A 20,159-nucleotide genomic window follows, 5' to 3' on the forward strand; every position below is an offset into this window, starting at 1 on the left:
TACACGTGTATGGCTGCGCTTCTCAGGCCAACCTCGGGCCGCTCGCTACGGATCCTGAACAGGTTCTTAGGCGAGCCCGTCGCCAGCGTTGGGCTGGCGAGCGTGGCGCGCTATTCCCGCCGCTGCACAGCAGGCGGCAGCCATGTCCCATCCAGCGCCGCTTCCTTCGGCCACGTCAGCTGCATGCGCAGCAGGAAGGGGCCGACCGGTGGCGGCAGCCAGTTGTTGCGCATGCCCTTGGGCGGCGCGCGCTGGATCAGGATGTCGAGCGAGCCATCACTGTTCAGGCGTGGGTGATCGGCTTCGCTGAGGAGGTTGCGCAGGCTCGGGCGCTCGGCGGTGCGGCGCGGTTGCTGCACGGCGGCCACGGCCCAGCCGGCGTTCTCCGGCGGAAGCTGGTTGCGATCGAAATGCAGCACGTAGCGGTGCGTGCTGTCCAGCGGCAGGCTGTTGGCGTCCGCTGTGGCGGTGGCGATCAGCATGTCCTGCGGCACGTCGGTACCGCCGCCCGACCACGAGACGATCGCGCGTTGCGCATAGTCCAATCCATACGCGCCGATCATGCGCGGGATGAACCAGCCGTTCTGCGTGATCTGCGGCTGCTTGGCCGCCATCGAGAGCGTCTCGCGCGCGGCGTTCACGCCGGCATCCATCACCTTCAGGCTGGTCGAATCCACTGCCTTGGCGTCAAACGGCGCACCGGGCACGATGCCGAGGTTGCGCAGCGACGCCACCATCGTGGAATCTGTCGCGTGCGGCGGATTGTCCTTGAGCAGCTCGGCAAACCGGGTGAAGTAAGCGTTGGCATCGAGCGCGGTCACACGGCGGCGCGCTGCATTCAGGCTGACGTCGATGTCGGTGGCGTTGTTTGCGTCAGCCTTGGCTTCCGCCTCGGTTTCGCGAGCGCCGGGTTTGCCGAAAGCGTCCAGCGGCGTGATGCGGTAGCGATCCTGTACGCGGCGCGCGGCAACCTCGTCGCGCTGCCCAGCGACCTGCGTGCGGGCAACGACCCAGACCAGGTTCGTCGGCGCGGCGATCTGCTTGACGCCTGCCGGCAGCGTGCCATCCCAGCCCGGCGGCGTGATCGCGTAGTTGGCTGCACGTGCGCCCGTGGTGCGGTTGCCGATGGATTCGAACACGTCCGTCCAGGCATCGTGTACGGCCACCCAGATATGGCGGCGGCCGACGTCGGGCAGGCTCAGCACGACGGGCCCGTTGCGCAAATCGACGAAGGCGCTGCTGGCGAGCACGTCCACACGGGCGCGTACACCGGCGGGCAGGGCTTCGTCTTCCAGCGTGCGCTGGTGCATGAAGCGCCCATTGGGGGCGATGGCGGAGGTGACCTGCATCAGCGCGTCCGTCATCATCAACGGGAACGCATACACATAGGCGGAGCGGACTTGTGCCTCGCCGGCTTGCGGCAGGCGCAGTTCGTTGGCAGCCGCGGGGTTCGGGTCCTGGGTGGCGCAGCCCGTCAGGGTCAGGGCCGCCGCGCTCAGCGCCACCGCCGCCAGCCTTGTGAGCGGGCGCACGGGCGCATGGCAGTGCGTCATGGTGTTCTCCATCTTGTCGGTACGCGGCAACAGGAAACCAGACGCCTGTCGAACATCCCCCCAAGGATGCTTGCGCATACGGTTGCGTGGTCGCTCGTCACGGCGCCACGCTTGTTGTTGAGCATCTGCTGAATTTAGAAGTGCCGCCCTCGCAAGTCAATCGAAGTGCAGTGGGGTGCGCACGGTGGGGTGCGCGCTAGGATGCACGCGGTTGCGCCTACAGCCGCAGATGCAGGGCGAGGCGCAATTTGGCGGCATCGTACTCGGCTTTGAGCCGCGTGACGATCTCGCCGGCGGGCGGCAGGTCGGCAATCTGGCCCACCCCCTGGCCGGCGCCCCAGATGTCTTTCCATGCCTTGGCACGGGAGCTGCCGTCGCCAAAGTTCATCTTCGATTTGTCAGCCTCGGGCAGGGCTTGCGGGTCCAGCCCGGCTAGCTCGATGCTCTCGCGGATGTAGTTGCCGTGCACCCCTGTGAAGAGGTTGGTGTAGATGATGTCGGACGCCGCCGCGCGCACGATGGCCGTCTTGTAGCTCTCGGCGGCGTGCGCCTCATGGCTGGCGATGAAGCGCGTGCCGATGTAGGCGAGGTCGGCGCCCATGGCCTGCGCGGCGAGGATGGCATCCCCCGTGGCGATGGCGCCCGACAGCGCGATCGGCCCGTCAAAGATGCGCCGCACCTCACCCACCAGCGCAAACGGCGACAGCGTACCGGCATGCCCACCCGCACCCGCCGCCACCAGGATCAGGCCGTCGACCCCGGCCTCCAGCGCCTTCTCCGCATGGCGCAGGTTGATCACATCGTGCAGCACGATGCCGCCATAGCTGTGCACCGCATCCAGGATCTCCTTGACCGGCGCACGCAGCGAGGTGATGAAGATCGGTACCTTGTGCTTGACGCAGGTGGCCACGTCCTGCTCCAGCCGCGCGTTGGAGTGGTGCACGATCTGGTTGACGGCCAGCGGCCCCACCACAGCATGTGGATGTGCGGCACGGTGGGCAGCGAGGTCTTCGTTGATCTGCGTGAGCCAGTCGTCCAGCACCTCGGCCGGGCGTGCATTGAGCGCCGGAAACGCCCCGACGATGCCAGCCTTGCACTGCGCCAGCACCAGTTCCGGATAGCTGACGATGAACATCGGCGAGCCGATCACGGGCAGGGCCAGGTGTTGCAGCGCGGGCGGCAGATGCTTGGCGGCGGGCATGGCGTCTCCTGATGAGAGGAAGGCAGGCAGCGGGGCAGACAGCGTCGTTCGATTATAGGAAGCGGGCGCCACGTGTTGCTGCCGAATGTGCCGACGGCTTCTGCGCTAGCATGCAGAGCATTCCTTGCGCATCACACACCACCGGAGACCTGCATGACCACGCCGCTTTCCATCGACGCCGCCACCGCCGCCGCAGATGCCGCGCTGTTTCCTGGCTTTCGCCCGTTCCGCCAGGCAGTCAACGGGGTGGAGATTGCCGGGGTGATTGGTGGCAGCGGGCCGCCGTTGCTGTTGCTGCACGGTCATCCGCAAAGCCATGTGATCTGGCACAAGGTGGCGCAGGAGCTGGCGCGCGACTACACCGTTGTTGCCACCGATTTGCGCGGCTATGGCGCATCGTCCAAACCGGCCGGCAGCGCCAGGCACGCGGAATACAGCAAGCGTGTGATGGCGCAGGACCAGGTGGAGGTGATGCGCGCACTCGGCTTTGGCCGCTTCCGGCTCTGCGCGCACGATCGCGGCGCCCGGGTGGCGCATCGGCTGTGTGTCGATCACCCCGTGCACGTGGAACGCGCCATGCTGCTCGACATCGCCCCCACGCTGGCGATGTATGAGCAGACGGACATGGCCTTCGCCTCGGCGTACTGGCACTGGTTCTTCCTGATCCAGCCCTCGCCGTTTCCCGAGACGCTCATCAACGCCACGCCGGATTTCTACATCAGCAAGCTGATGGGCCTGCGCCACGCCGGGCTCGAACCGTTCGCCCCGGAAGCGATGGCCACCTACGCCGCCGCCATGCGCGAGCCCGCCTGTGTGCACGCCATGTGCGAGGACTACCGCGCCGCCGCCACCATCGACCTCGAACACGATCGCGCCGACCGCGACGCCGGCAAGCGTGTGAGCGTGCCGCTGCGGGTGCTGTGGGGTGAGAACGGCGTGATCCAGCGGTGCTTCAAGCCGCTGGAACTGTGGAGCGCGGTGGCCAAGGATGTGAGCGGCGGCACGGTGCCGTGTGGGCACTATGTGCCGGAGGAAGCGCCGGAGGTGTTGTTGGCGGAGATGCGGGCGTTCTTTGCTTGATGCGAGCCGCAATGGCAGCGGGCGTCGCGATCATCAATCCCGATACGTTTTTGGAGACGCCTTCGGGCCGCGTGTGGACGCCCGAGCGCAGCAAGGCGGCGTGGGATCGCTGCTTTCAGGTGCTGGAAGACCACTTGCGAGAATCCACGCCGAGTGGACCACACCGGCTGCTGATCGTTTGTGGATTGCAAGGGGCTGGCAAATCGCACTGGATTCGCCAGAATGCGCAGCGTTATGCGCCGTGCATTTGCTTCGATGCCGCGCTTCCCGGCATTCGGCATCGGCGTCCGATTTTGGAATTGGCGAGTCGATACAGTGCCGAGGCGATGGCTGTGTGGATCGATACGCCGCTCAGCGTGGCACTCACAAGAAACGCTTTGCGCGCGCCAGACAAACGCGTGCCGGAAGACAGCGTCAGGAGCGTTGCTGCTCTCTTTGAGCCGCCATCGGCTGAAGAGGGCTATAGCAACGTTCTGCGGTTGGACGGGTCAACGCCAGCGTTTCACCCCGTCCCTCAGCATTGACCGGCGTCGCCTTACGCGTCGGCCCATTCCCGCAACAGGTTGTGATACGTCCCCGTCAGCGCAATGACGGACGAATCCTCCTGCCCCAGCAGCCCCATCAACCGCTGCAGTTCGGTATCCATCTGGAACAGCAGCGCGCGATGCGCATCACTGCGCACCATGCTTTGCAGCCAGAAGAACGAACACACCCGTGCGCCGCGCGTGACGGGCGTGACGCGGTGCAAGCTGCTGCTCGGGTAGAGCACCATGTCGCCCGCCGCGAGCTTGACGCGGTGCTCGCCAAAGGTGTCGTCGATGATGAGTTCACCACCGTCGTAGTCTTCGGGCTCGGTCAGGAACAGCGTGCAGGAGAGGTCGCTGCGGATGCGGAAGTCGGTACCGCGCAGATGGCGCACGGCGTTGTCGACGTGGTTGCCGAAGGTCTGCCCGCCGGCATAGCGATTGAACAGCGGTGGGAACACCTTGAGCGGCAGCGCGGCTGAGAAGAACAGCGTGTTGGCCGCCAGCGCATCCTGGATGAAGGTGCCGACTTCGCGCGCAGCGGGCGAGCTTTCGGGCAGCTGCATGTTGTGCTTCACCTGCCCGGATTGCGCGCCGGCGGTGACCTTGCCGTCCACCCATTCCGCAGCGTCGATGGTGGCGCGGCAGTGTGCGACTTGGTCTTTGGTGAGGACGGCGGGAATCTTCAACAGCATGGCGATTCGGATTCGAGTGTGCCGGCCAACGTGCGCAGGCGCGCGTCGGGGTGGCCGGCCAGAAAGTCATGCGCCTTGGCGAGGAAGGCGGGCGTCGCGCTGCGCGGTACGGCTCGCATCCACGTGAGGGCTTCGTCGGCGCGGTCGGCGAGCGCGAAGAGTCGTGCCGCGTTGAACTGGCCACGGAAGTCGCCACCCTCAGCCGCACGCAGGTAGCAGTACAGGGCCATCCCCAGGTCGGCCTCGACTTCCCAGCCGTCTTCATAGAAACCGCCGACCACATTGATCGACTTGGCGTGCCCTTGCGCAGCGGCTGCCTGGAAGAAAGCGAAGGCTTGCGCGCGATCCTGCGGCACACCGCGCCCGAGCTGCAGGCTGGTGGCGTAGTTGTACTGGCCCCAGTCGAGGCCGGCATCTGCCGCGCGGGCATACCAGTGTGCTGCGGTCTTGTCGCAGGCGGGCGCGCCCCAGCCGTGCTCGTAGCAGCGGCCGAGCATGTTGGCGGCCATGGCGTGGCCGGACACCGCGGCGGTCTTGAACCAGAAGAGGGCTTCGGCGTGATTGCGTTCGACACCGTGGCCATCGAGCAGCCATTGACCAAGGATGGTCTGGGCTTCGGTATGACCACGACGAGCGGCGCCGGCAAGCCAGTCCGCCGCGCGATCGGCCGGGCCGGTCAGCACGACGTGAATGGCATCCACCGCCGCAGCATCGGCTGCGGCGGTTGCAGCAAGCGCCGCCATCAGTACCGGATACCCAGCGTCAGGATCGCAGCGCGCCCCGGTGCGAGCGATGCGTAGTGGGATGCATACGCCTGGTTGTAGTACTTCTTGTCGAACAGGTTCTGCACGTTCAACTGCAGGTTCATGTGCTTGTCGATGCGGTACGAAGCCATCGCATCGAAGCGCCAGTAGGCCGGCACCCACTTCGGGTTGGCAGGGTTGGCGCTGCCCCAGACCTTCGACACGTAGTACGCGCCGCCGCCCAGCGTGAACTTCGGCATCGGCTGGTAGGTGGTCCACAGGCTGAAGCTGCTCTTGGGCGTGTTGGGGAATTCCGTGCCATTGGTCGCACCAAAGGCCGAGCCCGAACCGCCGTTGTTGCGCAGCTCGCTCTTCAGGTACGTGTAGCCGCCAAACACTTGCCACTTGTTGGTGAGTGCGCCCGACCAGCCCAGCTCGAAGCCGTCCACGCGCTTGTTGCCGGCCATGGCGGCGGTGCCGTCCTGCAGCACGATGCGTGCGTTGGTGGTTTCGATGCGGAAGATGGCAGCGGTGAGCGCCAGCTTGTTGTCCAGCACGTTCCACTTGGTGCCGAGTTCGTAGGCGCGGTTCTTCTCGGGGGCGAGTACGTCGCCGCGATTGCCCGAGCGATCCGGCGTGAGTGCGCTGCCATCGGCACCCTGGCCGGCCACGGAGCCCGACGGCGTGGACGACGTGCCATACGCCACGTAGATGCTGCCGTTCTGCGCGGGTTTGAAGACCAGACCGAGCTGGTAGTTCAGCAGGTTGTCGTCACGCGAGAAGCTGGATCGCACGCCTTGCGCATTGGCCGACGTGGTGGCCGATGCCGAGTAGCGGTCATAGCGCAGGCCGCCGTTGATCTGCCAGCGCGGCGACAGCTCGATGGTGTCGAACACGTACGCCGATTGCGTGCGCACCGTGGTCTCGGCCGGGTTGTTGGCCAGCGTGATGTTGCCCGTCCATGGGTCGTTCGGGTTCGGGTTGAACAGGCTCGTGCAGTTGTAGCCGCCGGCCGCGCCGATGCCGTTCGGGCAGCGGTTGCTACCGGTGGGGACGTTGTACGTGTCGTTGCTGCTGTGCTCGCGCGAGAACTCCAGGCCTGCCGCGTAGCTGTGTTTGAAGCCGCCGGTCTCGAACTTGCCGGTCGCTTCCGTCTGGTTGGCGACGGTGTTGGCCACCGAGTAGCGCGTGTTGGCGCGGCGCCAGACCATGCCGTAGTAGATGTTGCCCTGGCTGTCGTCGGGCTGCGTCCAGACATAGTCCTGACTGGTGCGTGCGATGCGCGTGGTGTTGCGCAGCTTCAGCGCGCTCGACACATCGTGCTCCAGCGAAAGCGTGCCCATGTCGACGCGATCACGGCGGAAGTCGCGGCCCAGGCCGTAGTAGGTATTGCGGCCGACATCCACCGGCGAGCCGTCGCCCGGCGCGAACAACTGCGGGCGGCCATCGGTGCGGCGGTTGAACGTGCCGTTGTTGTAGGGGATGCCCGTGTCCGGCGTGTCGTTCGATTGCAGGTGGTAGTACGACAGCGTCGCGCGCGTGGGCGTGCCCAGCCCGAAGGCGATGGACGGCGCGATGCCCCAGCGGCTGAAGCTCGTCACATCGCGGCCCGGTGTGCCTGCGTCGTGATACATCGCGTTCAGGCGGAAAGCGGCGTGTTCGCCGATCTGGTAGTTGCCGTCGGCCGTGGCGCGCTTGTACGCGGCGTTGCCGACCGACACCGTGCCTTCCGTGAAGTGCTCCAGCTTGGGCGCCTTCGAGACGATGTTGATTGCCCCGCCGGCCGAGCCGCGCCCTTCATACGCGCCCGACGGCCCCTTGATGACCTCCACCGATTCCACGTTGAACATCTCGCGCGATTGCGCACCGATATCGCGCAGCCCGTCGAGGAACGTGCTGGCCTGTGCGTCGTAGCCGCGGATGAACGGGCGGTCGCCCACCGGGTTGCCGCCTTCGCCCGCGCCAAACGCAATGCCGGGTACCGTGCGCAGCGCTTCGGTAAGCGTGACGGAGCCGGTGTCCTGCAGCACCTCAGCCGGGATCACCGTGACGGACTTGGGCGTGTCGAGCAGCGGTGCGGTGAATTTGCCGCCCGAGGCTTCGTCGGTCTTGAAGCCACTGCTGCCCGTGACCGTGTGGGTCGGCAGGGTGGCCGTTACCGAATCCTTCTTGGTTTCCGCCACGGCCGGTGTGGCCGCCACGGCAAAGCTCATGGCCCCTGTCAGGTATCCCACCACCGACTGTTCGGCGCGCTTGCGTTCCGTCTGTGCTGCTTGCATGGCTTGGTGCCCGCTCCCCTGAAAAATCTTGTTACATGTTTGGCGCAAATGAGAATTGTTATCGTTCGCATGTGAAGGAGTCAACGCAGAATCTGTCGATTTCCTTATCGGCTGAAGAAAATCTCCGATAAATCAATGTGTTATGCGCCACGAGCCGTGGGGTGCGGCAAAACGCAGCATGTTTTGTGTTCGAAGGCTTCCATTTATTCAAGCAGATGATTTAGTATTGCCGGGCAGGCTGTCCAACCGAATCTCTCTTGCAAGGTGAGCATCGCGTGAGCACGGACCCGGAACTCCTCATCGAGCAGCGCGACCAGGCGCTGTGGTTGACCATTCAGCGCGAAGATCGCCGCAACGCGATCAACGGCGCGGTGCTTGAAGCACTGATGGCAGCGCTGGCCGATGCCAGCCGCAACACCGCGGTGCGTGCCGTGGTGCTGACCGGCGCTGGCACGCGCGCCTTCTGTGCCGGGGCTGATCTGCAGAGCGGCCAATCTTTCCGCTTTGACTATTCCCAGCCGCACCAGGGCCTGGCGGATCTGTTTCGGCAGGCGCGCCGCTGCACCGTGCCGCTCATCGCACGGGTGAATGGCGCATGCATGGCCGGTGGCATGGGTTTGCTGGCGATGTGCGACATGGCGGTGGCCAGCCGTAGCGCCATGTTTGGGCTGCCTGAGGTGAAGGTCGGACTGTTCCCGGCGCAGGTGTTGGCCGTGTTGCAACATCAGCTGCCGCGTCGTCTGCTCAACGAGCTGTGTCTGACCGGCGAGCCTATGAGCGCAGACCGTGCCCTCGCCGCCGGCCTGATCAACGAAGTGGCCGAACCCGAAGCGCTCGATGCCGCTGTCGATGCGCTGCTCGCGCGGCTGCTCGACAAATCGCCGTCGGCCATCCGGCGCGGGTTGTACACGCTCAAGCAGGTTGAGCATCTGAGCTTCGAGCAGGCGATGGCCTTTACCGAAAGCCAGATCGGTCTGTTTGCCTTGACCGAGGACGCGCAGGAAGGTCAGGCCGCCTTTCGCGAGAAGCGCGCCCCCAACTGGACGGGCCGCTGACATGCGTAAAGACACGGTTTCCATCGGTGGCGCCAGCGGCTTTTGGGGCGACAGCGTGACCGGGCCGATGCAGCTGGTCGCCTCCGGCCGCATCGACTTCCTCGTCTTCGATTTCCTAGCCGAACTGACCATGTCGCTGCTGGCCAGCGCGCGCATGAAGAACGCGGAGCTGGGTTATGCGACCGACTTCGTGAGCGTGGCGATGCGCGCGGTGCTCAAGGACGCGCTGGCGCAGAACATCCGCATCATCGCCAACGCGGGCGGCGTGAACCCGCGCGGTTGTGCCGCCGCTCTGCAAGCCCTGGCCGATGAGCTGGGTGTGAGCGTGCGCATTGCCGTGGTGGAAGGCGATGACGTGATGCCGCTGCTGCCCGCGCTGCGCGACGAAGGCGTGCGCGAGCTGCAAAGCGGCCGCCCGCTGCCCCACAAGGTGGTAAGCGCCAATGCGTACCTGGGTGCGTTGCCGATCAAGGCGGCGCTCGATGCGGGCGCGCAGGTGGTCATCACAGGCCGATGTGTCGACAGCGCGGTCACGCTCGGTGCGTTGATGCACAGCTTTGGCTGGGCCGTGGATGACTACGACCGCCTCGCCGCCGGCAGCCTCGCCGGACACATCCTCGAATGCGGCTGCCAAGGCGCCGGTGGCCTGCATACCGATTGGGAAGCCGTGCCCGACTGGGCGCACAGCGGCTACCCCATCGTCGAGTGCGGGGCTGACGGCAGCTTCATCGTCACCAAGCCGGAAGGCACCGGCGGGCTGGTGACGCCCGCCACCGTGGGTGAGCAGTTGCTGTACGAGATCGGCGACCCCGCGCGCTATGTGCTGCCCGATGTCGTCTGCGATTTCACGCAGGTGACGATGACGCAGGCCGGCGAGCATCGCGTGGAAGTGCACGGCGCTCATGGCATTGCACCCACGCCCGACTACAAGGTGAGCGCTACCTACGCTGACGGCTACCGCGCCACCGGCCAGCTCACCATCGTCGGCGTCGACGCGGACCGCAAGGCGCACCGCACGGCGGAAGCGATTTTGGAGCGCACGCGCGGCCTGTTCCACAAGCTCGGTCTGCCGGACTACAGCGCCACGCACATCGAGACGCTCGGTTCGGCCTATCTGTTCGGCCCGCATCAACCCGAGGTGCCACGCTTTGAATCGGTGATGTGGCTGGCGGTGGCGCATCCGAACAAGCAAGCATTGGAGTTGTTCGCCCGCGAGATCGCACCGGCCGGCACATCCTGGGCACCCGGCACGACGGGGGCCGGTGGGCGGCCGAGCGTTGTACCCGCCGTCAAGCAATACGCTTTCCTGATCGACAAGGCGCGCGTGCAGCCACGTGTGACGTTGCTGGGCGGTGAGAGCTTCGATGTTGCGGTGCCGACGGGCGGTGCGCCATTGGAAGCCTCAACCGCCGCGACGATGACGGCAGCACTGCCGACCGGCCCGACGCGCGAAGTCCCGCTCATCGAACTCGCCTACGCCCGCAGCGGTGACAAGGGCGACACCTCCAACATCGGCGTGATCGCCCGCCGGCCGGAAGACCTGCCGCTGTTGCGCGCACAGTTGACCGAAGACGCCGTCGCCGCCTATCTCGCACACGTCGCGCGTGGCCGCGTGACCCGCTACGACCTGCCGGGCATTCACGCACTCAACTTCGTCTGCGAGCGGGCGCTGGGCGGTGGTGGCATGGCGTCTCTGCGCAACGATCCGCTGGGCAAGGGCATGGCGCAGGTGCTGCTGACGATGCCGGTGCGCGTGCCGGTCGATCATCCTTAACCGACGGGGCGACCATGTACACAGGTCTGCTGACATCCGTGCTCTTCAATGCCGAGCACGACACCTTTCGTGAGACCGTGCGCCGCTTTGTCGACAAGGCGGTGTTACCGAACATCGATGCCTGGGAAGAGGCGGAAACCTTCCCGCGCGAGCTGTATCGCAAGGCAGCCGAACTGGGTTTGCTCGGCATTGGTTTTCCGGAGGAGTACGGTGGCACGCCTGCTGACCTGTTCCTTGAACTCGCGATGATCGAAGAGCTGACGCGCGCCGCCAGTGGTGGACTGCTCGCTTCGCTGTTCAGCCACACGATCGGCGCACCGCCCATCGTAGCGGGCGGTTCTGCAGAGCTGAAATCGCGCGTGCTGCCCGACATCCTCTCGGGCGAGAAGATCAGCGCGTTGGCCATCACCGAGCCGTTGGGCGGGTCGGATGTCGCCAATCTGACCACGCGTGCGGTGCGTGATGGCGATCACTACATCGTCAACGGCAGCAAGATCTTCATCACCTCCGGCATGCGCGCGGACTACCTGACCGTGGCTGTGCGCACGGGCGGCCCTGGCGCGGGTGGCATATCGGTGCTGCTCGTGGATGGCGATACGCCGGGCCTGTCGCGCACACCGCTCAAGAAGATGGGCTGGTGGTGCTCCGACACGGCGCAACTGCACTTCGACAACTGCCGCGTGCCTGTAGGCAACCTGCTCGGTGCGGAGAACCGCGGCTTCGAGCTGGTGATGCGCAACTTCAACCATGAACGTTTGGCGCTGGCGATGCAGGCCTATGGCCTCGCGCGCACGTGCCTGGCCGAAGCGGTGGAGTGGGCCAGCCAGCGCGAAACCTTCGGCAAGCGCCTCGTGCAACACCAGGTGGCGCGGCAGAAGCTGGTGGCGATGGCCACGCGCATCGAAGCCACGCGCGCATTGCTCGAGGACCTGATGCGCCGCATGCAGGCGGGCGAGTCGCCCGTCGCGCAACTGTGCATGCTCAAGAACTTCGCCACGCAGAGCCTGCAGTTCTGCGCCGACACGGCGGTGCAACTGCTCGGCGGCATGGGCTTCATGCGCGGCACGAAGTCGGAACGGATCTATCGCGAAGTGAAGGTCTACATGATCGGCGGCGGCGCGGAGGAGGTCCTGAGTGATCTCGCTGCTCGCCAGCTTGGTTGGGTTTGAGGAGACACACATGTATCGCTCAGTCTTTCGACCGGGGTTGTTCCTGGGGCAAGTGGCAGTGGTGACGGGTGGTGGCAGCGGCATCGGCCGGTGCACCGCGCATGAGCTGGCATCGCTCGGCGCGGCGGTCGCGCTGGTGGGGCGTAATGCGGACAAGCTCGCCGCCGTGCGCACGGAGATCGTCGAAGCCGGCGGCACCGCGCACGCCTATGTCTGCAACATCCGCGACGAGGCTGCCGTGCAGGCGACGGTCGCGCAGATCCTCGGCGAGCACGGCCGCATCGATGCGCTGGTCAACAACGCGGGCGGGCAGTTTCCGTCGCCGCTCAAGGACATCTCCGTCAAGGGGTGGGAGGCCGTCGTGCAGACCAACCTGACCGGCGGTTTCCTGATGGCGCGCGAGTGCCTGAACCAGGCGATGCAGCAGCGCGGCGGCGCCATCGTCAACATCGTCGCTGATATGTGGGGCGGTATGCCGAACATGGGGCACTCGGGCGCGGCGCGTGCCGGCATGATCAACTTTACGGAGACGGCCGCATTCGAGTGGGCGCAGTACGGCGTGCGCGTGAATGCGGTGGCGCCGGGCTATGTGGCGTCGTCGGGCATGGACGCCTATCCGCCGTGGATGGCCGAGACCATCCGCAGCATGCCGCGCACGGTGCCGGCGGGGCGCTTTGCCACCGAGGCGGAGGTGTCGTCGGCCATCGTCTACCTGTTGTCGGAAGCGGCGGCGTTCATCACGGGCACGACGCTGCGCGTGGACGGCGGCCGCCCCAACGTGCGGCCCGGCACGCCCATGCCGGCACCGCGTCATGGCGCCGCACCGTTCAACGGCTTCCACCTGGCCGCCACGCCCAAGGTGCTGCAAGACAAGGAGACCGATGATGCCGGTGCTTGAGTCGCGCATCGTCCCGCAAAGCGACGCCTACCAGCAGAACCACGCCGCGCTCACGGAACTCGTCGACCAACTGCGCACGCTGGAGAACCGCACGCGCTACAAGTCCGAAGCCTCGCGCGCACGCTTCGAGCAGCGCGGGCAGTTGCTACCGCGTGACCGGCTCGGCCGCCTGCTCGATGCCGGTGCACCGTTCCTGGAGCTGTCCTCGCTGGCTGGCTTCTGCCTCGACCACGCAGACCCAGCACGCTCGATTCCCGGTGGCGGCTTCATCGCCGGCATCGGCTGGGTGAGCGGCGTGCGCGCGATGATCATCGTGGACGACGCGGGCATCGATGCCGGTGCCGTGCAGCCGATGGGCATCGAGAAATTCCAGCGCGCGCAGGCCATCGCGCTGGAGCAGAAGCTGCCGTTCATCCATCTCGTCGAATCGGCTGGCGCCAACCTGCTGACCTATCGCGTGGAGACCTTCATCCACGGCGGCAGCGGCTTCTACTGGCTCGCGCGGCTGTCGGCGGCGGGCATTCCGGTGATCAGCGTGGTGCATGGGTCGAGCACGGCGGGCGGGGCGTATATGCCTGGTCTCTCAGACTATGTGGTGATGGTGCGCGATCGCGCGCGCGCGTTCCTTGCCGGTCCGCCGTTGCTCAAGGCCGCCACCGGCGAGATCGCCACCGAAGAGGAACTGGGCGGCGCCGAGATGCACGCCACCACCTCGGGCCTCGCCGAATACCTGGCCGAAGACGACGCCGATGCGCTGCGCATCGCACGCGAACTCGTTGCTGCCCTGGATTGGAACCGCGATGTGCCGGTAGCCGATCGCCCCTACGCACCGCCGCGTTTCGATGCGGAAGAGTTGCTCGGCATTGCACTCACCGATCATCGCAAGCCGCTCGACATGCGCGAAGTCATTGCGCGCATCGCCGATGGCTCCGACTTCCTCGAGTTCAAGCCGGACTATGGCCCGGCTACGATCACCGGGCACGCCGCCATCTGCGGCATGCACGTCGGCATCATCACCAACAATGGGCCGCTGGACCCGGCGGGTGCCACGAAGGTTGTCCACTTCATTCAGGCGTGCTGCCAGTCCGATACGCCGCTGCTGTACCTGCAAAACACCACGGGCTTCATCGTTGGCAAGCAGTCCGAGCAGGCGGGCATGATCAAGCACGGCTCGAAGATGATCCAGGCGATGGCCAACGCCACCGTGCCGCGCATCACCGTCCATTGCGGCGCATCGTTCGGGGCGGGCAACTATGGCATGTCGGGGCGCGGCTTCTTCCCGGATTTCTGCTTCAGCTGGCCCAACGCCAAGACCGCCGTGATGGGCGCGGAGCAGGCCGCTGGAACGATGGCCACTGTCATGGCCGCCAGCATGCAACGCAAGACGCAGACCATCGACCACGACGCCATCGAGGCGATGCGCGCCAAGGTGATCGACACCTTCGAGCGGCAGTCCGGCGCGTTCACGGTGTCGGGCCGCCTGCTGGACGACGGCGTGATTGACCCGCGCGACACGCGCAAGGTTCTGGCCTGCGTGTTGGCCGTCTGCGACGAAGCGCGCAGGCGCACGCTGCATCCCATCCAATTTGGCGTTGCCCGACCGTAGCGCCAACTCATACGAACAACGCAAACAGCCCAAGGCCACCGGAGCGAGACACCATGCACTTCACCCACGAACACCAGGAACTGCAGCGCAACCTCAAACGCTTCATCGACAGCGACATCAATCCGTACGTGGAAGAGTGGGAAGCGGCCGAGATGTTCCCCGCCAAGGCGCTCTTCAAGAAGATGGGCGATCTGGGCTTTCTCGGCATTGCCAAGCCGACCGAGTTCGGCGGCCTGGGCCTCGACTATTCGTATGCGATGGCGATGGCGGAAACGCTCGGCCACATCCACTGCGGCGGTGTGCCGATGGCGATTGGCGTGCAGACTGACATGGCAACGCCCGCGCTCGCGCGCTTCGGCTCCGATGAACTGCGTGCGCAGTTTCTCGCGCCTGCGATCAGCGGCGATGCGGTGGCGTGCGTCGGCGTATCGGAGCCGAGCGCCGGTTCCGATGTGGCCGGCATCAAGACCACCGCACGCAAGGATGGCGACGACTACATCATCAACGGCAGCAAGATGTGGATCACCAACAGCCTGCAGGCCGACTGGATGTGCCTGCTGGCCAATACGTCGGATGACCCGGCGCACCGCAACAAGTCGCTGATCATCGTGCCGATGAACACGAAGGGCGTATCGGTCGGCAAGAAGATCCGCAAGATCGGTATGAACTCGTCGGACACTGGCCTCATCTACTTTGACGACGTGCGTGTGCCGCAGCGCTACCGCATCGGTGAAGAGGGCAAAGGCTTCACGTACCAGATGCTGCAGTTCCAGGAGGAGCGCATGTGGGCCGCCGCCAGCAGCCTGCAGACGATGATGATGTGCATCGACAGCACCATCGAGTACGGCCGGGAGCGCAAGCTGTTCGGTGCCAGCCTGCTCGATAACCAGTGGGTGCACTTCAAGCTGGCCGAACTGAAGACCGAGGTGGAGGCGCTGCGTGCGCTCACCTACCGCGCGTGCGATCTCTACATCAACGGGCAGGATGTGACGGAGCTCGCATCGATGGCCAAGCTCAAGGCCGGGCGCCTCTCGCGCATCGTGCCCGACGCCTGCCTGCAGTTCTGGGGCGGCATGGGCTTCACGTGGGACAACCCCGTCTCGCGCTACTACCGCGATGGACGCCTGGGTTCTATCGGCGGCGGCGCAGATGAGGTGATGCTCGGCATCATCTGCAAATACATGAACACGCTACCGGGCAAGAAGGGCTGAGCAATGGGCACGCCGCACGCTGCTTTCCGCACAGTCCTGATCGCCAACCGGGGCGAGATCGCGCTGCGCATCCTGCGTACCGCGCGGCGCCTCGGCATGCGTACCGTTGCCGTGTACTCCGATGCCGACCGCGATGCCCCGCATTGCCGCGCAGCGGACCTCGCCTTGCCGATTGGCGCGTCGCAACCACAGGCGTCTTACCTGAACATCGCCGCGTTGCTGGAGGCGGCGCGCAAGTCCGGCGCGCAGGCTGTGCATCCCGGCTATGGCTTCCTGGCCGAGAGCGATGCCTTTGCCAATGCCTGTGCAGAAGCGGGCCTTGTCTTTATCGGCCCACCTGCGGAAGCCATTCTCGCGATGGGCAACAAGGCCGGCGCCAAGCGCTTGATGGAGGCCGCCGGTGTGCCGTGCGTGCCCGGCTACCAGGGCGAAGACCAATCCGATGCCCGCATGCAGCAGGAAGCGGAACGCATCGGCTACCCGGTGATGATCAAGGCCGCAGCCGGCGGCGGCGGACGCGGCATGCGGCGTGTGGATCGCGCAGAAGACTTTGCTGCCGCGCTGCAGTCCGCACGTTCCGAAGCGGAGAACGCGTTCGCTTCCGGCGAGCTGATCCTCGAAAAGGCCATCGTCGAGCCGCGCCATATCGAGATCCAGGTGTTTGCCGATAAGCACGGCAACGTCGTCCACCTGGGCGAGCGTGACTGTTCGGTGCAGCGCCGGCATCAGAAGGTGATTGAAGAATCGCCATCGCCTGCGGTGTCGCCGGAGTTGCGTGCACGCATGGGCGCGGTGTCGGTAGCCGCAGCACGCGCCATCGGTTACGTGGGCGCCGGCACGCTGGAGTTTCTACTTGCCCCGGACGGCGCGTTCTACTTCATGGAGATGAACACGCGCCTGCAGGTCGAGCATGCGGTGACGGAAGCGGTGGTCGGCGTTGATCTGGTCGAGTGGCAGTTGCGCGTGGCGCTGGGCGAGCCGCTGCCGCTGTCGCAGGACGCCATCGATGCGCGTCGCGCGCAAGGTGGTCACGCCATCGAAGTGCGACTGTGTGCGGAAGACCCGCAGCAGAACTTCCTGCCGCAAAGCGGCACCGTCGCGCGCTGGCGTGCACCGCGCGAGGTGCGTACGGACCATGCGTTGGCGGATGGGCTGGTGGTCTCGCCGTACTACGACTCGATGCTCGCCAAGATCGTCGCGCACGGCATGGATCGTGCCGATGCGTGCAGGCGGTTGGTGCACGCGTTGGATGATTGTTTGCTGCTGGGGCTGCCAACCAATCGTGCGTTCCTGCGCCAGTGCGTGGCGCATCCGGCGTTCCTTGCTGGCGACGTCTCCACCGCGTTCATCGACCGGCATTTTCCGGTGGCGATGCGCCAGGCGGCCGTACCCGATGCAGCGGTCTGCCAGGCCGCCGCAGTGCTGCTCACGCACTCGCGCAAGGACGCCGTGCGCCGCTATCCCACCGAGCTGCAGGGCTGGGCCAGCAGCCGCACGTACCCCACGCTGTGCCGCTTCACGCTCGACGGCGAGGCGATCGAGATGCGCGTGCGTGCACTCGCCGTGCAACGCTGGGAAGTGAGCTGGGACGGCGGCACCGCGCAAGCGGAAATCGTGTCCGAAGCCGATGGCCGCCTCACGCTCGCGCTGGGCGACAGGCTGTACCCGATCGAATACGCGATCACCGGAACCGCTTACCACTTCGTGTTGGATGGCCGGGAACACACCGCCATCGACACCACCTACGCCAAGGCGGAACGCAACGGTGCGCAAGCCGGCAGCGGCCGCATCAGCGCACCGATGAATGGCCGCGTTGTCGCTGTCCACGTGACGGAGGGCGAGGCCGTCTCCGCTGGCCAATTATTGCTGGTGGTCGAAGCCATGAAGATGGAGCACAGCATTGCCGCGCCGCTCGCCGGCGAGGTGAAGGGCCTGTTCACCCAGGTCGGCGCACAGGTCGCGCCGGGCGGGTTGCTGATGGAGATTGCCGCGGCCTGAGGGCTGCATCGTCGTTGTTGTCGTCCATCGTTTCGTCGTGCAGTTCATGCGGTCCACAGGAGACGTCCCATGTCCGAAGCCACGCCAGACACCACGCTTGAAGCCAACCTGCTGAACCGGGTGACGCTGGGCGATACGTTGCATCGCAGCGCACGCAAGTTCGGCGCGAAGGTCGCGTTGGTCGATGGCCCGCGCCGCATGACGCATGCCCAGCTCAATGCCGACAGCAACCGCTACGCCCATCACCTGCTGGCCAGTGGCCTCAAGCCGGGTGACAAAGTGGCGATGCTTTGCGGCAACTCGGCGCAGTTTCTGGTGGCGGCCTACGGCATCATCAAGGCGGGGCTGGTGTGGGTGCCCATCAACGCGATGCTTGGGCCAGACGATGTGCGCTACATCCTTGAGCATGCCGAAGTGCGGCACGTGGTGATCGATGCGGCGCTGTACCCGGTGCTGCGTGAAACGTTGGCAGCGCTCGGGCTACCTGGGCACCAGTGCTTCGGTGAGCCAGCCGCAGGTGGCCCGGAGACTGTCGAGCAGGCACTGCAAGGTCACGCCGACACGCTGCCCGCCGTGATGATCGATGACCGCGATCTCGCGCTCATCATGTACACCAGCGGCACTACGGGCCGGCCCAAGGGCGCGATGCATTCGCACCGCTCCGTGCACGCGGCGCTGATGTCCAACATCGCCGGCCTGAACCTGAACGAGAAAGACGTGTTCTCGTGCATCCTGCCGATGTTTCATTGCGCCCAGTTTTCGACCGCAGCTTCCGCGATGACAGTGGGCGCCACGCTTGTCATCCAGCGCGGCTTCGACCCGACCGCGCTGCTTGACGCGATTACCAACGAGCGCATCACGCAGCTATTTGGCTTGCCGCTCATGTACGCCGCGCTGCTGCACCATCCGCTGCGCGCGCAGCGCGATCTCTCCAGCCTGCGCTTGTGCCTGTATGCCATGGCGCCGATGGCCAAGCCGCTGCTCGAACGGCTGATTGCCGAGGTGTGTCCGAACTTTGCGCTTGGCTCTGGGCAGACGGAAATCTTCCCGATGACGATGTACTTTGCGCCCGACCAGCAACTGCAGCGCACCGGCAACTACTGGGGACAGCCGTGCATGGTGAACGAGGCGGCGGTGATGGACGACGAGGGCAACCTCCTCGGCCCCAATCAGTTGGGCGAGATCGTGCATCGCGGCCCCAATGTCATGCTCGGCTACTATAAAGACCCGCAGGCCACCGCCAACGCGCGCCGCTTCGGCTGGCACCACACGGGCGACCTGGGCATGTGGGACGCCGACGGCCAGCTCCAGTTCAAGGACCGCATCAAGGACATGATCAAGACCGGCGGCGAGAACGTGCCGTCGCTCAAGGTGGAGGAGGTGCTGTTGCGCCATCCGGCTGTGGCGAATGCCGCAGTGGTCGGGTTGCCGCATGCGCATTGGGTGGTAGCGGTGGCGGCCTTCGTCTGCCTCAAGCCGGATGCGCAGGCGGATGCGACAGCGTTGCAGGCACACTGCCGCGAACATCTCGGCAGCTTTGAAGTGCCCAAGCACATCAGCGTGGTCGACAAGCTGCCCATGACGGCCACCGGCAAGATTCAGAAGCACGTGCTGCGCAGCGCCAACCAGACGCTGTTCGAGAGCGACGCGCGTTGAGGAAAACTAAGCTGCCGGCTGCGGCGGCGTGCGCAGGATGAAGAGCACCGCCTGATCGGCCAGTGCATCGATGCTGATACCCGCACCGGCCTGATACCACTGCGCCGTCCAGTTGAGCGCGCCAAACATCAGCAGGCGGTCCACCGGCGTTGGTTGTGCCCAGTCGCCGGACGCGCGCAGGCGGTCGATGACGTGGTTCCAGATGCCCTCGTAGCGGTCCTTGAGCGCGATGATGCGTTCCTGCGCGTGCGCATCGAGTGAGCGCCACTCGTACAGCATCACCGGAATGAAATCCTGATTGGGCGCCAGGATCGTGTAGAGGTGCGCGCGCACCAGTTGGCGCATCGCCTCGCGCGGGGGCTGGCCATCAATGTCGATCGCTTCGATGTCGGCCAGCGCCACCGTCAGGCCGTGCTCGATCACGGCTTGCAGGATTTCCTGCTTGGTCTTGAAGTGATAGAACCAGCTGCCCGCATGCACACCCGTGGCGGCGGCAATGTCGCGCACCGTGGTGTTGCCGTACCCCTTCTCGCGGAACAGTCTGGCGGATTGTTCGATCAGCGCGCGGCGCAGGCCTTCGTTGGCATCCTGTGCGGGGCGGCCGCGCTTGCGGCGCGGTGCATCGGCGTCCGTGGTGGATTCTGTTAGGTTGGGTGGTGCGGGTTTCGACATGCCTGGCGAAGAGAAACGGCTTCGCTGCATTGTAGCGACCGGCAG

Annotated in this window: 16 protein-coding genes; 10 read left to right on the forward strand and 6 right to left on the reverse strand. The window is 65.8% G+C overall.

The annotated features are described in order from the left end of the window. Window positions 1-110: 110 nt before the first annotated feature. Together F7R11_RS03565 and F7R11_RS03570 are read right to left on the reverse strand one after the other, a co-directional pair. Complete coding sequence (locus tag F7R11_RS03565; RefSeq protein ID WP_064801248.1) at window positions 111-1,553, reverse strand: DUF1254 domain-containing protein; 1,443 nt, start codon at window positions 1,551-1,553, stop codon at window positions 111-113. Window positions 1,554-1,770: 217 nt separating this feature from the next. Next, complete coding sequence (locus F7R11_RS03570; protein WP_064801249.1) at window positions 1,771-2,754, reverse strand: NAD(P)H-dependent flavin oxidoreductase; 984 nt, start codon at window positions 2,752-2,754, stop codon at window positions 1,771-1,773. A gap of 153 nt (window positions 2,755-2,907) precedes the next feature. On the opposite strand from F7R11_RS03570, the gene F7R11_RS03575 reads away from it, so the two are divergent. Both F7R11_RS03575 and F7R11_RS03580 read left to right on the forward strand, forming a co-directional pair. Beyond that, window positions 2,908-3,834, forward strand: a complete 927-nt coding sequence (locus tag F7R11_RS03575) for an alpha/beta fold hydrolase (protein ID WP_064801250.1) — start codon at window positions 2,908-2,910, stop codon at window positions 3,832-3,834. A gap of 11 nt (window positions 3,835-3,845) precedes the next feature. Beyond that, entirely contained in the window at window positions 3,846-4,358 is a 513-nt protein-coding gene (locus tag F7R11_RS03580) for an AAA family ATPase (protein WP_064801252.1), read from the forward strand. 11 nt (window positions 4,359-4,369) lie between these two features. Here F7R11_RS03580 and F7R11_RS03585 read toward each other — a convergent pair whose 3' ends face one another. Genes F7R11_RS03585 through F7R11_RS03595 form a run of 3 tightly spaced genes read right to left on the reverse strand, consistent with a single transcriptional unit; the run spans window position 4,370 to window position 8,075 of the window. Further along, window positions 4,370-5,053, reverse strand: a complete 684-nt coding sequence (locus tag F7R11_RS03585) for a Fe2+-dependent dioxygenase (protein WP_064801254.1) — start codon at window positions 5,051-5,053, stop codon at window positions 4,370-4,372. Next, window positions 5,044-5,796, reverse strand: coding sequence for a tetratricopeptide repeat protein (locus F7R11_RS03590; protein WP_064801257.1), 753 nt, complete (start codon window positions 5,794-5,796; stop codon window positions 5,044-5,046). Before F7R11_RS03590 ends, F7R11_RS03585 begins: the two co-directional genes overlap by 10 nt. Beyond that, on the reverse strand, window positions 5,796-8,075 hold the full coding sequence (locus tag F7R11_RS03595) for a TonB-dependent receptor (protein ID WP_064801260.1): 2,280 nt from the start codon (window positions 8,073-8,075) through the stop codon (window positions 5,796-5,798). The genes F7R11_RS03590 and F7R11_RS03595 overlap by 1 nt, the downstream gene beginning before the upstream one ends. A 275-nt stretch (window positions 8,076-8,350) precedes the next feature. Between F7R11_RS03595 and F7R11_RS03600 the strand changes: the two genes are divergently transcribed. The 8 genes from F7R11_RS03600 (at window position 8,351) to F7R11_RS03635 (ending at window position 19,442) form a co-directional block, all read left to right on the forward strand. Beyond that, window positions 8,351-9,130, forward strand: a complete 780-nt coding sequence (locus tag F7R11_RS03600) for an enoyl-CoA hydratase/isomerase family protein (protein ID WP_064801262.1) — start codon at window positions 8,351-8,353, stop codon at window positions 9,128-9,130. A gap of 1 nt (window position 9,131) precedes the next feature. After that, on the forward strand, window positions 9,132-10,904 hold the full coding sequence (locus F7R11_RS03605; RefSeq protein ID WP_064801264.1) for an acyclic terpene utilization AtuA family protein: 1,773 nt from the start codon (window positions 9,132-9,134) through the stop codon (window positions 10,902-10,904). Window positions 10,905-10,918: 14 nt separating this feature from the next. After that, window positions 10,919-12,073 (forward strand): acyl-CoA dehydrogenase family protein, encoded by a 1,155-nt coding sequence (locus tag F7R11_RS03610; protein ID WP_064801266.1) that lies wholly within the window; start codon window positions 10,919-10,921, stop codon window positions 12,071-12,073. A 10-nt stretch (window positions 12,074-12,083) separates the two neighbouring features. Further along, window positions 12,084-12,971: an SDR family oxidoreductase gene (locus F7R11_RS03615; protein WP_064801268.1), complete on the forward strand. Its 888-nt coding sequence runs from the start codon at window positions 12,084-12,086 to the stop codon at window positions 12,969-12,971. Then, window positions 12,958-14,577 (forward strand): acyl-CoA carboxylase subunit beta, encoded by a 1,620-nt coding sequence (locus tag F7R11_RS03620; RefSeq protein ID WP_064801270.1) that lies wholly within the window; start codon window positions 12,958-12,960, stop codon window positions 14,575-14,577. Before F7R11_RS03615 ends, F7R11_RS03620 begins: the two co-directional genes overlap by 14 nt. A 53-nt stretch (window positions 14,578-14,630) precedes the next feature. After that, entirely contained in the window at window positions 14,631-15,788 is a 1,158-nt protein-coding gene (locus tag F7R11_RS03625; protein ID WP_064801272.1) for an acyl-CoA dehydrogenase family protein, read from the forward strand. A 3-nt stretch (window positions 15,789-15,791) separates the two neighbouring features. Continuing rightward, a complete protein-coding gene (locus tag F7R11_RS03630) occupies window positions 15,792-17,786 on the forward strand; it encodes an ATP-binding protein (RefSeq protein ID WP_064801274.1) in 1,995 nt (664 codons plus the stop codon). 69 nt (window positions 17,787-17,855) lie between these two features. After that, a complete protein-coding gene (locus F7R11_RS03635; protein WP_064801276.1) occupies window positions 17,856-19,442 on the forward strand; it encodes an AMP-binding protein in 1,587 nt (528 codons plus the stop codon). A gap of 6 nt (window positions 19,443-19,448) precedes the next feature. On the opposite strand, the gene F7R11_RS03640 is transcribed toward F7R11_RS03635, so the two are convergent. Then, window positions 19,449-20,114, reverse strand: coding sequence for a TetR/AcrR family transcriptional regulator (locus tag F7R11_RS03640; protein WP_064801279.1), 666 nt, complete (start codon window positions 20,112-20,114; stop codon window positions 19,449-19,451). Between the last annotated feature and the right edge of the window lie 45 nt (window positions 20,115-20,159).

Origin of the sequence: Ralstonia insidiosa, assembly GCF_008801405.1 — a bacterium.
Classification (GTDB): domain Bacteria; phylum Pseudomonadota; class Gammaproteobacteria; order Burkholderiales; family Burkholderiaceae; genus Ralstonia; species Ralstonia insidiosa.

What these genes read in the sequence shown, in the direction of transcription:
- F7R11_RS03565 (WP_064801248.1), bottom strand. Translation starts at nt 1,553, where the DNA reads ATGACGCACTGCCATGCGCCCGTGCGCCCGCTCACAAGGCTGGCGGCG.
- F7R11_RS03570 (WP_064801249.1), bottom strand. Translation starts at nt 2,754, where the DNA reads ATGCCCGCCGCCAAGCATCTGCCGCCCGCGCTGCAACACCTGGCCCTG.
- F7R11_RS03575 (WP_064801250.1), top strand. Translation starts at nt 2,908, where the DNA reads ATGACCACGCCGCTTTCCATCGACGCCGCCACCGCCGCCGCAGATGCC.
- F7R11_RS03580 (WP_064801252.1), top strand. Translation starts at nt 3,846, where the DNA reads ATGGCAGCGGGCGTCGCGATCATCAATCCCGATACGTTTTTGGAGACG.
- F7R11_RS03585 (WP_064801254.1), bottom strand. Translation starts at nt 5,053, where the DNA reads ATGCTGTTGAAGATTCCCGCCGTCCTCACCAAAGACCAAGTCGCACAC.
- F7R11_RS03590 (WP_064801257.1), bottom strand. Translation starts at nt 5,796, where the DNA reads ATGGCGGCGCTTGCTGCAACCGCCGCAGCCGATGCTGCGGCGGTGGAT.
- F7R11_RS03595 (WP_064801260.1), bottom strand. Translation starts at nt 8,075, where the DNA reads ATGCAAGCAGCACAGACGGAACGCAAGCGCGCCGAACAGTCGGTGGTG.
- F7R11_RS03605 (WP_064801264.1), top strand. Translation starts at nt 9,132, where the DNA reads ATGCGTAAAGACACGGTTTCCATCGGTGGCGCCAGCGGCTTTTGGGGC.
- F7R11_RS03610 (WP_064801266.1), top strand. Translation starts at nt 10,919, where the DNA reads ATGTACACAGGTCTGCTGACATCCGTGCTCTTCAATGCCGAGCACGAC.
- F7R11_RS03615 (WP_064801268.1), top strand. Translation starts at nt 12,084, where the DNA reads ATGTATCGCTCAGTCTTTCGACCGGGGTTGTTCCTGGGGCAAGTGGCA.
- F7R11_RS03620 (WP_064801270.1), top strand. Translation starts at nt 12,958, where the DNA reads ATGCCGGTGCTTGAGTCGCGCATCGTCCCGCAAAGCGACGCCTACCAG.
- F7R11_RS03625 (WP_064801272.1), top strand. Translation starts at nt 14,631, where the DNA reads ATGCACTTCACCCACGAACACCAGGAACTGCAGCGCAACCTCAAACGC.
- F7R11_RS03630 (WP_064801274.1), top strand. Translation starts at nt 15,792, where the DNA reads ATGGGCACGCCGCACGCTGCTTTCCGCACAGTCCTGATCGCCAACCGG.
- F7R11_RS03635 (WP_064801276.1), top strand. Translation starts at nt 17,856, where the DNA reads ATGTCCGAAGCCACGCCAGACACCACGCTTGAAGCCAACCTGCTGAAC.
- F7R11_RS03640 (WP_064801279.1), bottom strand. Translation starts at nt 20,114, where the DNA reads ATGTCGAAACCCGCACCACCCAACCTAACAGAATCCACCACGGACGCC.